At 36.7% G+C, this 14,622-nt stretch carries 19 protein-coding genes and 1 riboswitch; of the genes, 4 read left to right on the top strand and 15 right to left on the bottom strand.

Features of this window, described 5'->3' with window-relative positions; all coding sequences use genetic code 11:
- Positions 1-165: 165 nt before the first annotated feature.
- Entirely contained in the window at positions 166-792 is a 627-nt protein-coding gene (locus SAZ04_RS10865; protein WP_332694957.1) for an alpha/beta fold hydrolase, read from the bottom strand.
- A 176-nt stretch (positions 793-968) separates the two neighbouring features.
- On the opposite strand from SAZ04_RS10865, the gene SAZ04_RS10860 reads away from it, so the two are divergent.
- Positions 969-1,136, top strand: coding sequence for a hypothetical protein (locus tag SAZ04_RS10860; RefSeq protein WP_332694955.1), 168 nt, complete (start codon positions 969-971; stop codon positions 1,134-1,136).
- A gap of 21 nt (positions 1,137-1,157) precedes the next feature.
- On the opposite strand, the gene SAZ04_RS10855 is transcribed toward SAZ04_RS10860, so the two are convergent.
- Complete coding sequence (locus SAZ04_RS10855) at positions 1,158-1,367, bottom strand: hypothetical protein (RefSeq protein ID WP_431308997.1); 210 nt, start codon at positions 1,365-1,367, stop codon at positions 1,158-1,160.
- Between the two features lie 223 nt (positions 1,368-1,590).
- On the opposite strand from SAZ04_RS10855, the gene SAZ04_RS10850 reads away from it, so the two are divergent.
- Positions 1,591-2,961: an amino acid permease gene (locus SAZ04_RS10850; protein WP_332694953.1), complete on the top strand. Its 1,371-nt coding sequence runs from the start codon at positions 1,591-1,593 to the stop codon at positions 2,959-2,961.
- On the opposite strand, the gene SAZ04_RS10845 is transcribed toward SAZ04_RS10850, so the two are convergent.
- From SAZ04_RS10845 to SAZ04_RS10795, 11 genes are all read right to left on the bottom strand, one after another.
- On the bottom strand, positions 2,945-3,574 hold the full coding sequence (locus SAZ04_RS10845) for a LysE family transporter (protein ID WP_332694951.1): 630 nt from the start codon (positions 3,572-3,574) through the stop codon (positions 2,945-2,947). The genes SAZ04_RS10850 and SAZ04_RS10845 overlap by 17 nt on opposite strands.
- A 219-nt stretch (positions 3,575-3,793) precedes the next feature.
- Complete coding sequence (locus SAZ04_RS10840) at positions 3,794-3,898, bottom strand: YjcZ family sporulation protein (RefSeq protein ID WP_332694950.1); 105 nt, start codon at positions 3,896-3,898, stop codon at positions 3,794-3,796.
- Between the two features lie 191 nt (positions 3,899-4,089).
- A complete protein-coding gene (locus SAZ04_RS10835) occupies positions 4,090-4,383 on the bottom strand; it encodes a hypothetical protein (RefSeq protein WP_332694948.1) in 294 nt (97 codons plus the stop codon).
- Positions 4,384-4,641: 258 nt separating this feature from the next.
- Entirely contained in the window at positions 4,642-6,429 is a 1,788-nt protein-coding gene (pepF, locus tag SAZ04_RS10830) for an oligoendopeptidase F (protein ID WP_332694946.1), read from the bottom strand.
- A 124-nt stretch (positions 6,430-6,553) separates the two neighbouring features.
- Entirely contained in the window at positions 6,554-7,459 is a 906-nt protein-coding gene (locus tag SAZ04_RS10825) for a hypothetical protein (protein WP_332694944.1), read from the bottom strand.
- The gene (locus tag SAZ04_RS10820; RefSeq protein ID WP_332694942.1) at positions 7,456-7,986 is read right to left on the bottom strand and encodes an RNA polymerase sigma factor; all 531 of its coding nucleotides are present in this window, start codon (positions 7,984-7,986) and stop codon (positions 7,456-7,458) included. The genes SAZ04_RS10825 and SAZ04_RS10820 overlap by 4 nt, the downstream gene beginning before the upstream one ends.
- Before the next feature lie 363 nt (positions 7,987-8,349).
- A complete protein-coding gene (locus SAZ04_RS10815) occupies positions 8,350-8,490 on the bottom strand; it encodes a hypothetical protein (protein ID WP_332694940.1) in 141 nt (46 codons plus the stop codon).
- 3 nt (positions 8,491-8,493) lie between these two features.
- Entirely contained in the window at positions 8,494-8,826 is a 333-nt protein-coding gene (locus SAZ04_RS10810; RefSeq protein ID WP_332694938.1) for a hypothetical protein, read from the bottom strand.
- A 258-nt stretch (positions 8,827-9,084) separates the two neighbouring features.
- Positions 9,085-9,252, bottom strand: a complete 168-nt coding sequence (locus tag SAZ04_RS10805; protein WP_332694936.1) for a hypothetical protein — start codon at positions 9,250-9,252, stop codon at positions 9,085-9,087.
- Positions 9,253-9,275: 23 nt separating this feature from the next.
- Positions 9,276-11,060 carry a phosphomethylpyrimidine synthase ThiC gene (gene thiC / locus SAZ04_RS10800; protein WP_332694934.1) on the bottom strand — a complete coding sequence of 595 codons (1,785 nt, stop codon included), beginning with the start codon at positions 11,058-11,060 and terminating at the stop codon, positions 9,276-9,278.
- A gap of 134 nt (positions 11,061-11,194) precedes the next feature.
- Positions 11,195-11,309, bottom strand: a riboswitch (TPP riboswitch).
- 109 nt (positions 11,310-11,418) lie between these two features.
- On the bottom strand, positions 11,419-11,793 hold the full coding sequence (locus SAZ04_RS10795; RefSeq protein WP_332694932.1) for a PH domain-containing protein: 375 nt from the start codon (positions 11,791-11,793) through the stop codon (positions 11,419-11,421).
- Positions 11,794-11,948: 155 nt separating this feature from the next.
- Between SAZ04_RS10795 and SAZ04_RS10790 the strand changes: the two genes are divergently transcribed.
- Positions 11,949-12,932, top strand: a complete 984-nt coding sequence (locus SAZ04_RS10790; protein ID WP_332694930.1) for a 2-hydroxyacid dehydrogenase — start codon at positions 11,949-11,951, stop codon at positions 12,930-12,932.
- 117 nt (positions 12,933-13,049) lie between these two features.
- Here SAZ04_RS10790 and SAZ04_RS10785 read toward each other — a convergent pair whose 3' ends face one another.
- Entirely contained in the window at positions 13,050-13,361 is a 312-nt protein-coding gene (locus SAZ04_RS10785) for a hypothetical protein (protein WP_332694928.1), read from the bottom strand.
- A 138-nt stretch (positions 13,362-13,499) separates the two neighbouring features.
- Positions 13,500-14,042 carry an NADPH-dependent FMN reductase gene (gene ssuE, locus SAZ04_RS10780; protein WP_332694926.1) on the bottom strand — a complete coding sequence of 181 codons (543 nt, stop codon included), beginning with the start codon at positions 14,040-14,042 and terminating at the stop codon, positions 13,500-13,502.
- Between the two features lie 236 nt (positions 14,043-14,278).
- Here ssuE and SAZ04_RS10775 point away from each other — a divergent pair, with 236 nt between their 5' ends.
- Positions 14,279-14,620 (top strand): hypothetical protein, encoded by a 342-nt coding sequence (locus SAZ04_RS10775; protein WP_332694924.1) that lies wholly within the window; start codon positions 14,279-14,281, stop codon positions 14,618-14,620.
- Positions 14,621-14,622: the final 2 nt, after the last annotated feature.

Below are 14,622 nucleotides of genomic sequence, written 5' to 3'. Positions count from 1 at the left end.
TTTCACTAAACTCATGTTGATTACAGGTAACAAGTGATGGGAACATCGTTTTCCAAATTCATTCTTCATACTATCTTCATATTTACTGATGCAACTGTTCCAAATAGGCATAATGAGCCGCATTTTTTAACACAACTAAGCCAGCATTGGGTATCAACTTCTCCATTAATTCACCATCCGCAACAGGTGTTGCCGTATCATTCTCCCCCATACTAACAAGGTTGCTGCTTTAATATCCGGTAATAAATGACGCAAATCTTCATTTACAACTTTTACAAGCGTTTGCTGCATGACCCCACTTATACTCTTGTAATCAGGAGAACCTAATTTGCTTTTCATTTTATCCAAAATATCTTCTTCATACTTATTAAGAACCGGGAGCTTTAATAATTTTTTAGATAATTTATAAAAATAGACTTTCACATAATAATTAAGCTTTCTTTTTGGCTTAATTCCTGCCCCACCTGTTAAAATTATTTTCTTTACATTCCCGTATTTCGCTGTGTATTTGAGGATAACTCTTCCACCAAAAGAATGCCCGACAAGAATTGGATTTTGGATGTCCAGCTTCGAAATAAATTCATGCAAGACGCCCATATAGTCCTGAACCCCCCATTGCTCTGGCGGTTCATCACTTTCACCAAAGCCAGGAAAATTAAGAGAATAAACCTTAAAATATTTTTCCGAATGTTTATGAACAGGTTCAAACGTTTGGAACGAATTTAAGTACCCCATCACTGGATAATATATGTATGTATACCAAAAAAATAAGAAAAGACCATTTTTCATCATACACTCTTTCAAGTAGCATTTCTATAACCTATCTCAAAACTTTCATTAAATTATACAATTTTCTAAACCTTTTGATGAACCCTCGTCATTTTTTAGTGAACTTTTTTAAAAAAAGAGCACATTTAACTGTCTACCTGCATACAATATATAGGTTTGAAATGGAAAGGAGCCAAAGTATGGATTTTACAGATAAACAATTTTCTAGACTAAGTAAACGCTCACTTCAATATTTAGAAAAACTGCAACAAAAGTATACAGAGGAATTCGGTGATTTCATAACAAAAGCTGAATTAATGTCCATTATTGTTCGTTATTCGAGGGAACAACTAAATAACCCTGATTGACAGAAAGAGTGGCTATGACAGTCACTCTAATACTCGTTTTGCATCAGATGCGTTATGTATAAAGACAGTTACACATGCTAAATGGAAAATGAGTAGATCTTTCCTCTTCCAAATGAGAAAAGCCATTGCATAAATGACGAGAGCCCACACTGGCACTAAGAAAAAGGAATGAGTCAATCCTCTATCCCACATTTGCTCCATCATTCTACCCGTTTCCGTTACATTCGCGATGACATCAATGTCAGGAATTTGACTACCTACTAAAGTTGAAAAACAAAAGCTTTATAAAAGACCCTGTTATGAGCGGGTTTTAAAAAGCCGCAAACAAGCAGCGCGCGAAACCATAGCCGTCAACAACACGCTACTCACGTTGATTCCCATAAATTGTGATTGTTTCATTACATAAACAACTCGTTTTTTCCGAACAATAACTTCGAAGTAAGGAGTGATGAGAATGAAAACAAAAGCAGCTGAGCAAACTGAAAAGCCATTAAGATGGTGGGAGCTCTCATTATTAGGTGTAGCTGGAACAATTGGCACTGGTTTTTTTCTAGGATCAAGTATCGCGATTGATATGGCGGGACCTTCTGTGCTCTTAGCCTTTGCTTTTGCCGCAATTGGAACTTATTTCGTTTTTGAGGCGCTCGCGAAAATGACGATCAACCATCCTGAAAAAGGTTCCTTTCGATCTTACGCAAAAACTGCGTATGGACGTTGGGCAGGATTTAGTAGTGGCTGGGTTTATTGGCTATCTGAAATGCTGATTATGGGCAGTCAAATGACCGCTCTATCGATTTTTACCCGTTTTTGGTTCCCAAACGTACCATTATGGGTCTTTGCCTGTGTTTATGCAGCACTAGGCATTCTTGTCATATTAGTTGGGACAAAGAGTTTTGACCGCGTCGAGAATCTTTTGGCCGTATTAAAAATCGCCGCGATTGTCATGTTCATCATTCTTGCCATTCTTGCTCTTTTCGGTCTTTTCGGACAAGCTGATGAAACCATACTTGTTCCAAGAACATACGATTCTATTTTACCAAATGGAGTAAAAGGGTTGTTACCTGCTTTCATTTATGGATTTTACGGATTTGCTGGTATTGAGATCATGGGTTTACTCGCCATTCGACTAAAAGATATGAATGACGCTCCAAAATCAGGAAAAGTGATGCTGACCGTTTTAGCTATTATTTATATAACTTCTGTTGGGCTTGCTCTACTGATGGTTTCGTGGAATAACATTACGACAGAACAGAGCCCTTTCGTTACTGCTCTTAACGCATTCAATATTCCTTATGTCAACCATTTCTTTAATGCTGTATTTATCATTGCTGGTTTTTCAACGATGGTCGCCTCGTTGTTTGCTGTCATTCGAATTCTTGTAACCTTGGCTGAAGACAAGGATGCTCCAAGACTATTTGCAAAAAGAGTGGGAAACAAAATTGCCTTGCCAGCGATTGGATTAACAACAGCAGGTATGGTTGTTTCGATAGTATTAGCTATTATCATACCTGGCCGCCTTTATGAGTACGTAACAACTGCTGCAGGCATCATGTTGTTATACAATTGGCTTTTCATCCTTGGTTCGTATGGCAGATTACTTGAGCTTACAACAATGGATAAAGTTAAACGTTTTACGGGCTTTATTTTAGTACTCTTAGGAGTTGGGGGCACTTTATTTCACCAAACAAGTCGTCCTGGTTTTTACATCAGTTTGCTTTTTGTCGTAATCGTTGCCATTGTGACCTTGATTATGCGACATTTTTGGAAAAAAGCAACAGACGATCAACCACCCGATAACCCTTCTCTATTTACGAAACTAAAATAAGCAAAGCTTGAATACCAAAATACACTCCAAAGCCAATAAGAGAAAAACCAGAAACAATTGATACAACCGTTAAGAATCGATTCGTCAAATACTTACGTAATGTACTTGCAAATGTAGCCATTGTTAAGTCCCATACTGTAATCCCTATAAAAATTGCCGCACTATATAAAATAACTTGACTAGTTCCATATGTAGTAACGGTTTTAGCTAAGATGGAGCCAAAGATGCCTAACCAAAAAAGAATGGTTAGTGGATTAAAAAGTGACATAAAAAACCCATAGAAAAACGATTTTATATGCGATTCACTTTTGTTTCTTGTACTGTCAACAGAAATTCTTCCAGCACCCGAAACGCTTTCAATTCCAGTATAAACCAATACAAAAAAACCGAAAATCCATAAAAAAGTTTGGATGATAGGAACTTCAATAAATTTTACAATACCTACGAATACTAAAAGCATATACAAGGCGTCTGCAACAGTGGCGCCTAAGCCAACTAACCATGCATGTAAAAATCCGTTCTTTATTCCTCGATCGAGTTGAGCTGCATTTACTGGTCCAATTGGTGCAGCTAAACTCAATCCTAAAAAAACATACCCTAAAAAAACACTCATAGCATCCATCCTCCAATGAATAAGGTAAGTTGGACAACCCAACCCGCTTGTACATTCATATGAAGCAATACACATTCTTACCACTGAAGAATGAATGGATTGTTACTTATCTATTTAAATAAGCTAAAGAACTTTAAGAAAAAAGTACCCTATAGGTAGACTTTTTTAAAAGTGTCTACTCTATAGGGTACAGTTTATGATGAGCCAGCTTCTTACTTATTAATAACCGTATCCGCCACACCAGCTAGCACCGATAATTACTAATAAGATAAATAGAACAACTAGTAACGCAAATCCTCCGCCATATCCTGCAGTTCCTGACATGAAAAATCATCTCCTTTTTAATTCTGTGTTTTCTTACAATCTTATCGTATGTATGTTTTTTGAAATTCGTTTGGGCTCTTTACAGTTTTCCCAAAAAAAATTAGCTCTCAATCAAGGAACCTTTAAGGGCAAGAAAATCCAAACAATGTAAGAAAAACACGTTGGAGATGAAACAAGCTCATCTAAAAAACTTATTTCTCTTTCTCAGTTTCATCCTCTAACTCAACTTTTTTGCCCCCAACTGATAAATACGAATAAACTTCTAAATCAGGTTTGAGTTTCTTCAACCCTTGTAAATATGGTTTGACGAGATCTTTAAAATCCTCATACACCCCTTCTTCCTGTAACTGGCCATATACATACATCTTCTTTTTATCTTCGTTCATGAGAAAGGCCATATACCCAACTGGTTTATTCGAATCCGTAACAATATTTAAAACTTGTGCATCTTCTTTCATAAACTCCGGTGAAAAATAAATTTGCAAATTTAATTCCTCCTATTCATTTCGGTACGTGAAATTTAATTTGGTACGCTCTTCCTTTTTTCTTCTATTCGCTTTATATTAATTATAGATTGTCCAAATATGGGTGCACTGGCTCCGCTCATTGCCTTAGAGGTTGTTCAAAAAGATCATTCTCTTACCTTAAGATGCGATTCTAGACGAAAAAACATACATCCGAACTAGACTTGTTTTATACGTAAAAAAGACCTACACGTTCAAAAATGTGTAGGTCAACCATTATTATAAATTAGAAAACTCATCGACTAACTCACCAAATATAGCAAGTGCATTTCGAATCGGTTCAGGTTTTGTAAGATCGACACCTGTTGCCTTTAATAACTCCAGAGGATAATCAGAACTTCCACTCTTTAAAAATGTCAAATAGCTCTCAAGTGTTTCTGGCTTGCCTTCTAAGAGCTGATCGGCAATATGAATCGCTGATGCATAACCTGTTGCATATTTATAGACATAAAAAGGACGGTAAAAATGTGGAATTCTCGACCAACCGTATTTTACTTCCTCATCGAAAATCAATTCATCACCATTAAACTCTCTAAAAATGGTTTCATATATCTCGTTAAAAACTTCAGCATTTAATGGTTCGCCCTTTTCTGCTTTTTCATGAGTAATCTTCTCGAACTCAGAAAACATTACTTGTGTGAACAGCGTTCCTCTAAAGCTATCAATAAAATGATTAAGCAAATGCTTTTTCATTTTTTCATCTTCTGTATGCTTCAATAAATATCGAATTAGCAGAACTTCGTTAACAGTTGATGCCACTTCTGCCACAAAAATCGAATAGCCTGCTGTAATTTGCGGCTGATGGTTTGACGAATACCATGAGTGCATCGCATGTCCGCACTCATGAACAAGGGTAAACAAGCTATCTAAATCATCTTGATGATTTAACAGAACAAATGGATGCACACCGTAAAGCCCTAAATTGTAAGCTCCGGATCGTTTTCCAGGCGTTTCTCTTACATCAAAATAGCGCTTTTCTTTGAATCCACGTAACGTTTTTACGTACTCTTCACCGAGTGGAGCTAAACTTTTTAGCATCGTCTCATACGCTTTATCAAACGATATCTCTTCTTTCACATCTTTTACAAGTGGTACATTTAAATCATATTGTCGCAATTCATCAAGTCCAAGTGTTTGCTTACGGATCTTTGCATATCTGTGCAACGGCTCAATATTAGCTTTTGTCGCTTCAATGAGATTGTCATACACCTCTTGTGGTACCATATCAGAGAAAAGTGATTTCTCTAAAGCAGAAGGATACTGACGCATTTTTGACAATGTTACATTGTTTTTGATAGCCGATGATAAAGTCGATGCGATCGTATTATTTAATTGAACATAAGGCTTATAATACGCTTTATACGCTTCTTGGCGCACTTCTCGATTGGCATCTTCAATTAATTTTGAATACATTCCCCTCGTCAGTTCTACTTTTTCACCTTCTTTCGTTGTGACCTCACCAAATGTAATATCAGCATTATTGATCATTCCAAAGGTACTACTTGGAGCAGAAAGCGCCTCTCCAAGTTCAGATAATACTTCTTCTTTTTCTTTTGTTAAGACATGTTTTTTGTAACGATATAACTCTAACAAATCTTCTTCAAAATACGTTAAGCCTTCTACATCCTTGATATAGCCTTTTAATGTGCCTTCATCTAGACTGAGTAAAAAAGGCTTGAAGAATGAAGTTGCCGAACTAAGCTTCACTCCAAGTTGTTTTGCACGATCAAGTAATGACTGTGCCTTTGCATCCCTTGTGTTAAGATCAACTTGAAACATCGCATAAACATAAAGCTTCTTGTACGTATAACCCGTTTCTTCGCTAAAAACTAAGTAGTCATATAAAGCTTGTGCATCAGGTATCTTTCCATCAAACGCTTTCAATTTCTTTGTTCGTTCTTCAACGGTTTGTAAGTCATTTTCCCATTCTGACAATTCTTCATAAATATCAGCTAAATTCCACTTTTCACTTACTGGGACTTCCTCTCTTGATTTGTACGTTGTCATTTCACTCAAACTCCCTTCCGCTCTATGGTATGTATTCCCTAACAAGGTATATGTTACTACATTTAAAAGAAGGACAAAAGAAAAGAGGCTGGCCATGTTTCCATAGCTGCCTCCAATAACAAATTTAATTATAGATCCACATAAAATGATCTTGATTTAAGATGACGTTAAGTTCTCTTACATACCCTTCCATATATTCAATCTTCTCGCTATTATTATTTGTTACCGTACTAGTTTTAAAGAAGAAATACTCTTCACCACGTTCAACCGGTACAACATGTACATTTACGTCATCTTTTTGAAATAAGAACTCTTCTACTACTTGACCAGGAATTCCAATTTCAATCAGATAATCATTCGACTCAAGTTCTGTATATCCAGATTCATTCATCATCATACGGTACGCTTCCACTTGGTTGTCATAACTCATCGCACTCTCAAATTGAAACATTTCAAATAATAATGGTTCAATCGGTCCTTCTCCATAATCGGCATAAATCTGAATCGAACGCCCTTCTCCGCTTACTCCTTCTTCCACATGGAAATTGGCATCATAATACGTCGAAAATGAAAATTGTTCATCTTCAAATACCTTTACTTGTTTCTCTACTTCTTGACCTTCCTCGTCCGTTATTGTGATAAGAAATGAATCATCAATCTCTTCCGCAGCAAATATGCCCATGTCATACTCACCTGATTCGTGAACAGCTCCTGCTTCTTCATCAAAAGACTCTGCCTGCTTTGCCTGAAAGCTTGCGCCCTCCATCGTTCCCACTTGATCAGAAGCAGTTTCTTCCATTGCTGTATCGGGCTGATTCATTAGTTGACTAACGCCTAACACGTAACCAATTCCAATCATCAAAGCAATTAAAACAGCTACTTGCAAACGTTGATACGATTTTGACCAAGTCCAATTACGTTTTTTCTGCTTTTTAATGTTGGCCATAATTTTTATAGAAGACGATTGAGTTGGCATTTCATCATATTGATTATTTAATCTTTCTAACGATTTTTCGAAATCTTTACTCATAGTTGCTCACCTACTTTTTCATACTCCGCCTTCAGCTTTTGTTTCGCTCGCAAAACTCTTGTTTTGATTGCTCCTTCTGTCACACCTAAGACATTCGCAATCTCTTGATAGTTTTGACCATGGAAAAAATGAAGAACAATTGGAATTTTATATTTATCCTCAAGTCGATGGATCATTTGATGAAGCTCTCTAGCTTCCTCATCAAAATTGTCCTGAATATAGGTTTGTTGTGTGGCATACTTTTGTAATTCTATTGTTTTCCGCTTCATTTGCTTTTCTTTCCGATAAAAATCTCTAATTACATTTAAGGTAATAGAATAAAGCCATGTCGTAAATTTCCCTCTATTATGTTTATGAATAAAACGATAGACTTTCAAAAACACTTCTTGAGTAACATCTTCCATATGACTGGGGGAGACCCCTATTTGAAAGGCAAATTTCTCAACGGTTTTTAGATGTTGTTCAATTAATTGCTGGAAGGCATCATCATCGCCTTGTTTCGCCCGCTCGATTAATTGTTCTTCCATTTTTATTACCCTCCGTTTTCCAACTCAACTTGTTACGATATTTATTAAACGAACGATTATAACAAGAAGTTTCATTTAATAAAAAAAGAAAAAAGCATCACGGTTGCAATGCTTACTAGAACGACGCTAAGCCCTTCAACTCTATGAATATGCTTGTAGAAGTTCTACAATACATTTGACAGATAGTAATGTTACATAACAATTATAGCTCTAAATCGCTCTTTTGAATAACAGAGAAGTAATAATCTACCTTATGTAATATTTCCTTACAATAATAAGGAAACAGAATAAACCTCAGTTAGTTATAGATGTATATTTCAGTCCGAATGGCTATTGTTAAACATAAATCTATTCCATCTATTCTTACTCAGGTGCATCAGTTAAATCTTCAATATCAGTTGAGCCAAAAATTAATAAAAAAAGCAAAATGATTAGCATGATCCCACCTGTTAATGCCTTCCCATCAAAGCCTGAACTACAGTTAACCGTTTTATTCTTCCCCATTTCCTAATCCTCCTTCTCCATTCGCCTTTGCATCGCCTCAAAGACATCATCAAGAGTCATATCTCCATTCTCCTCAAGAAAATCTGCTAAAGCATTCTGTTTCGCGTTGTTTGGTGTAATATATTTTCCGAGTAATGTTACCGAGACTGCTGGAGAACCACGAAATAACTCAACACTATCAACTTTAAGCTTTCCTGATAATATTAAGGCTGCGGCGATCAGGTCTAAATTTTTCCCTTTAAATAAATCTTGTATGGAGTAAGGTGTGGATATAGGACCCTGCTTATTTGCTGAATTTGGAGGTTGAAATGGTTTTCTGTAATTTCCATACATCATAAAAAACACCCCCTAACCTAATGTATGCTTTAGAGAATGCTTCTGTGATATCGTTTATCTTAAATACTTGTATTTATAGGTAATCATATAAACCACGTATTGAAAGAAACTAAAAAACTAGAATAATCTAGCAAATAATCTAATCATATTTATTGTGAGCGTTTTACACTATGTGTTAGAGGAGAGGAATTAAATGAGCCACAAGCATAATTATTTCGCTTGTGGCTCTCCTCCGTACAGTAACTAAAGTTTTAAAGTCTAATAATAGATAGCCTCTATCTTCTGACATCTCAAGCACTTTTTATAAAATGATTCGTCTTGATAATCGTGACGACAGCTCTTTTGAACATCTTTTAAGTGATTTTCCCAATAATTCAGTTGATCTTTTAAATGATGAATCTTCTCTTGAATATCATCGACCTTCATCGGCAAAACCTCCTATGAACTATTTACTGATAAATTCCGCCTCCAGATTTCTTAAACTGTTCCGCTTTTTCTTGCATTCCTTTTGCAATTGCTTCACTAGACTCCAGTTTGTTTTCTTTTGCATACTGGCGGATGTCGTGAGAAATTCTCATGCTACAAAACTTCGGTCCACACATCGAGCAGAAATGAGCTGTTTTTGCTCCTTCTGCTGGCAATGTTTCATCATGATATTCTAGGGCACGCTCCGGATCTAATGCTAAGTTAAATTGGTCTCTCCAACGGAATTCAAAACGAGCTTTTGATAAGGCATCATCACGTACTCGTGCTCCTGGATGACCTTTCGCTAAATCGGCTGCATGCGCAGCAATTTTATACGTAATAACTCCTTCACGAACATCTTCACGATTAGGCAAGCCTAAATGCTCTTTCGGCGTAACATAGCAAAGCATCGCCGTACCAAACCAACCAATCATCGCGGCACCAATAGCAGACGTAATATGATCATAGCCTGGTGCAATATCTGTCGTTAAAGGCCCTAATGTATAGAATGGTGCTTCGTGACACATTTCAAGCTGCTTATCCATGTTTTCTTTAATTAAATGCATCGGGACATGTCCTGGTCCTTCAACCATGACTTGTACATCATGTTCCAAAGCGAGCTTCGTTAGTTCTCCAAGCGTTTCTAATTCTGCAAATTGTGCTTCATCATTCGCATCGGCAATGGACCCTGGACGAAGACCATCTCCTAAAGAAAAAGCGATATCATACGTTTTCATAATCTCGCAAATTTCTTCAAAGTGAGTGTACAAAAAGTTCTCTTGATGGTGATGTAAACACCATTGAGCCATAATTGAACCCCCTCTGGAAACAATACCGGTGAGCCGTTTTACTGTTAATGGAACATAACGAAGGAGGACTCCCGCATGAATAGTAAAGTAATCAACTCCTTGTTCTGCTTGCTCAATTAGCGTATCGCGGTACACTTCCCACGTTAGATCTTCAGCAATCCCTTTTACTTTTTCTAATGCTTGGTAAAGAGGAACCGTACCAACAGGAACCGCTGAATTACGAATGATCCATTCTCTCGTTGTATGAATGTTTTTCCCCGTTGATAAATCCATCATCGTATCAGCGCCCCAACGTGTGGCCCACGTCATTTTTTCCACTTCTTCTTCAATGGACGAAGAAACAGCTGAGTTCCCAATATTCGCATTAATTTTCACATGAAAATTGCGCCCTATAATCATAGGTTCTGATTCTGGATGATTGATATTATTAGGAATAATCGCTCTACCTCTTGCAACTTCATCACGTACAAATTCGGGGTCTAGATTTTCTCTTATTGCGATAAACTCCATTTCAGGAGTAATGATTCCTTTTTTTGCATAGTGAAGTTGAGTCACATTTTTCCCTTGTTTCGCACGCAATGGTTTACGCTTTAACCCTGGAAAGACATTATCATTTGCACGTGTGTCATTTCCATTAACGTAGCCATTATCTTCAGGCTTAATGTCACGTCCTTCGTATTCTTCAACATCACCGCGTTCCTTGATCCATGCACTACGTAAGGCAGGAAGTCCTTTTGTAATATCAACTTCATAATCATGATCGGTATACGGACCGCTTGTGTCATAGACACGGACTGGAGGGTTCTCTTCTTCTCCGGCTGAACCGGTTGTAGCACTTAATTCGATTTCTCGCATTGGTACTTTTATGTCAGGCTTAGAACCTTGAACATAAACTTTCTTACTACCAGAAAAGCTAGACATGATGGAAATGTTTTTCTCGTTTAATGAGGGTGTGGACATCGAAATCTCTCCTTTTTTTTAAATAGAAAGGACGAGATCTAGAACATAAAAAGAAGGAAGTATGAAGATACATAAAAAAGCCGGGTACCAAATAATTTGGTTGGACCCGGCTAAATGATAGAAGTATGATCATAATGAAACATTCTAAACTTCCCCACGCTGGTATGAGCCAGATCAGGTCCAAAGGGTCAACAATCTTTACCGTTCTTGTTTCTCAGCCCAACTTATTGGACTCCCCTAGTTAATTCTATTAAGTTTGTATTCTTTACTAGTATATAGTAAAGAGATGACTAATAAAATACTTTTTTCATTTTAGCCCTAAATACCTATTTGAACCTTTAAGAGAATGTTGATTCAATTACAAGACATAATCTGCTAAGACAGTTTGCACTTCATATATATTTAAACTCTTATTGAATTGCTTTTGGATAGGGGTTGAACTTCCCGACACCCAAATTTTCAGCTCTGCATCTAAGTCAAAGTTTCCTGCTGTTTCAACACTAAAATGAGTAATGTTTTTATAAGGAATGGAGTGAATTTCTACTTTTTTCCCTGTCACTCCTTGTTTGTCGACAAGAATCAAACGCTTATTTGTGAAGAGAAACAAATCGCGAATCAGTTTGTACGCTCTTTCAATGCTCTCACCTTTTGTTAAGACTCTTGTAAATTCTTTTTCCACCTCACCAATACTTACTTCTGATGCATTTCCCATTAATCCATCAAATAACCCCATATGTTAAAACCTCCCATGTGATCAACTGGTAACTCTAATAGAATCATACCATAATTTACCTTTATTCCTAGCCTATTAAACACCGACATTAGTTACGATCTAGTTTTATGATACTGTTTTTATGTGAATAATATCTCAACAAGGAGGAGTATTTTATGAAACCAAAAATACTAGTCTATATGAGAGTAGACGACCGCGTAATCAAAGAGTTAGAAAAAGATTTCCACATTACAAGCTTTCAAAATCATGAATACATCGGAAATCGAACCTTTGACCAAGCATTAAAAGAAGCCGATGGAATCATTGGTCTAGCCTTAAAGGTAAACAAAGAATTATTAGATTTAGCTCCAAACCTTAAAATTGTTTCTAATGTATCCGTTGGCTATGATAATTTAGATATTGAAGAACTTACTAAACGAAAGATAATGGCCACCAATACACCTGGCGTTCTTGATGATACTACGGCCGATGCTATTTTTGGAATTATGCTTTCAACAGCAAGACGAATTCCAGAGTTAGATCAGTTTGTAAAGTCAGGTAAGTGGGATATCTCTTTACAACCAAACCAATATGGGGTAGATGTACACCACAAAACGTTAGGGATAATTGGCATGGGTAAGATTGGTCGTGCGATAGCCCAAAGAGCGCATTTAGGCTTCGGAATGAACATCCTCTATCATAATCGTTCAAGGAATAAAGAAGCTGAAAATATTTATAATGCTACATACTGCGAGCTTGATGAACTTTTAAAACAATCAGACTTTGTTTGCTTAATGGTTCCATCAACGAAAGACACGAACAAAATGATAGGGGCTGCCGAATTTAAGAAGATGAAGAAATCTGCTATCTTTATAAATGGTTCGCGTGGGAAAAATGTTGACGAGGATGCCCTTTATCATGCCCTTTCAAATGGAGATATTCATGCAGCTGGGATCGATGTGTTTACAGAGGAGCCGACAAATCCGAATAATCCATTGCTTCAATTAAAAAACATTGTCACTCTTCCTCACATCGGTTCATCTACGACAGAATGCGAATATGGCATGTCAAAGCTCGCAGCGGAGAATTTGCATGCAGGTTTGAGTGGCAAGAAGCCGCCATCTTTACTAAATGAAGATGCTTCGGGAAAAGAGAAATAGCGATCATCTTTTTTGTATTAAACATAATAGCTACAAATGGAGTAACTGAACTACTAAAAAACCGGCTACGTGTTCATAGCAGGTTTTTAGTAGTTCTCAATTGAAGAGTGATGACATTTACCGATTTTGCAAATACGTTTCAAGTATATGTTTAACATGTTCTGCATCTTCAGACCTTATTACATAGTGGTCACCCTCTAAATCAGCAGATAGATTTTGTACGCCTTGCGTTTTCAAGAAACCAACGACATCTTCTACACCTTCTGATTCTGTCAATAGAATTTTCTTTCCAACATATTCATCATTCACATATACATCATAGGCATCATGAGCATCTTTGACTGATTCTGAGTCCGAATGAAAGAGACCAAAAAGAGGAAACTGTTGACTCCCCGTACTAGCTCCGGTGTTGCTATTATAAATCGGCATTTGTTCAACTCCTTCCTGATTTTTTCTTAGTTTGTACCAATTGTCTACCTGAATATGTGTAGAACGAGCATTTCTTATGAAAATTTAGTAGACCATTAAAAAAAACGAACTTGAGGGTACCCAAGTTCGTCATTTGAATTACAATACAGTTTGTTTTTTAATTTCATTTGCTAAATCTGTAAAAGCTTTCTCTAAACGATCTTTAGCTTCTTGCTCAATCGTCGTACTTCCATCTTCTCCACGCTCAATGCAAGTATCCAATGTGAATACACCTTTAATCATGTTTTGTGCGCCGAGTGAGGATAAGACTGGTTTTAAACTATAATCAATTGCTAATAGATGAGAAATGGTACCACCGAGCATGAGCGGCAACACAATTTTATTCTCCAACCCTTTTTGCGGTAATAAATCTAAATACGTTTTTAAAATCCCTGTAAACGACGCCTTGTACACTTGACTTGCAACAATAACAGCGTCAGCTTCTGCAACCTTGGCATTCGCTGCTAAAATCGCTTCACTATTGTATTTTGCTAAAATTAAATCTTCAGCGGGTATGTCGATTACATGTAGTTCTTCGACTGTTAAGCCTTTCTCACTAAGAAAATTATAAGCATAATCAATAATCCCTTTTAGTCTTGTTGTTTTAGAAGGACCACCTGAAATAATTACGATTTTTGCCATCTTGTATCACACTCCTGTACTTATAATCCCAATTTCATCGAATTTATATTAGTTCAACTGAGGAATAACTAACACTACTTACTGTATTTCACTCTCGGTTTTGTGTCAAATTATACATCTTAAGCTAAAATGTGCTGACTGTATAGAACATTAATTTTTTATTTATACCCTGAATAGTCCACTCCCATCTACTTATTTTTCATAAAATAAACTATGAATAATTAGAGGTGATAAGATTGAGAAAAAACTATTTACGCTGGACAGAAATACCTTACGCAGGGGAAACAAGACCACCCAATAATCCCGTTACCCCTTCGGCAGGTTCATGGTCTTTATTTTATTTAAAACGAGGTCAAGATGGTGATTTCCTTGATCCAAATGGAAGGAAACTAAGACTGCCTATAACACACCCCAATCATATTGATTTTGATAAGGAGTTACGTGTTTTCCAAAATACATTAAAAAAAATTACACCAAAACAAAAGAAGATTGGGATCTACTATGGAACAGGCGGGCCCACCAAACAATGGACACCAGTTTTTGACCGATTAATTGATACGTATAGTCGTCCTTTTTAAAA

This window comes from Halalkalibacter lacteus, from assembly GCF_036663595.1.
GTDB classification, from domain to species: domain Bacteria; phylum Bacillota; class Bacilli; order Bacillales; family Bacillaceae_D; genus Halalkalibacter; species Halalkalibacter lacteus.
Note: the sequence above shows the minus strand (reverse complement) of the source record. Positions and strands in the feature narration are given on the sequence as shown.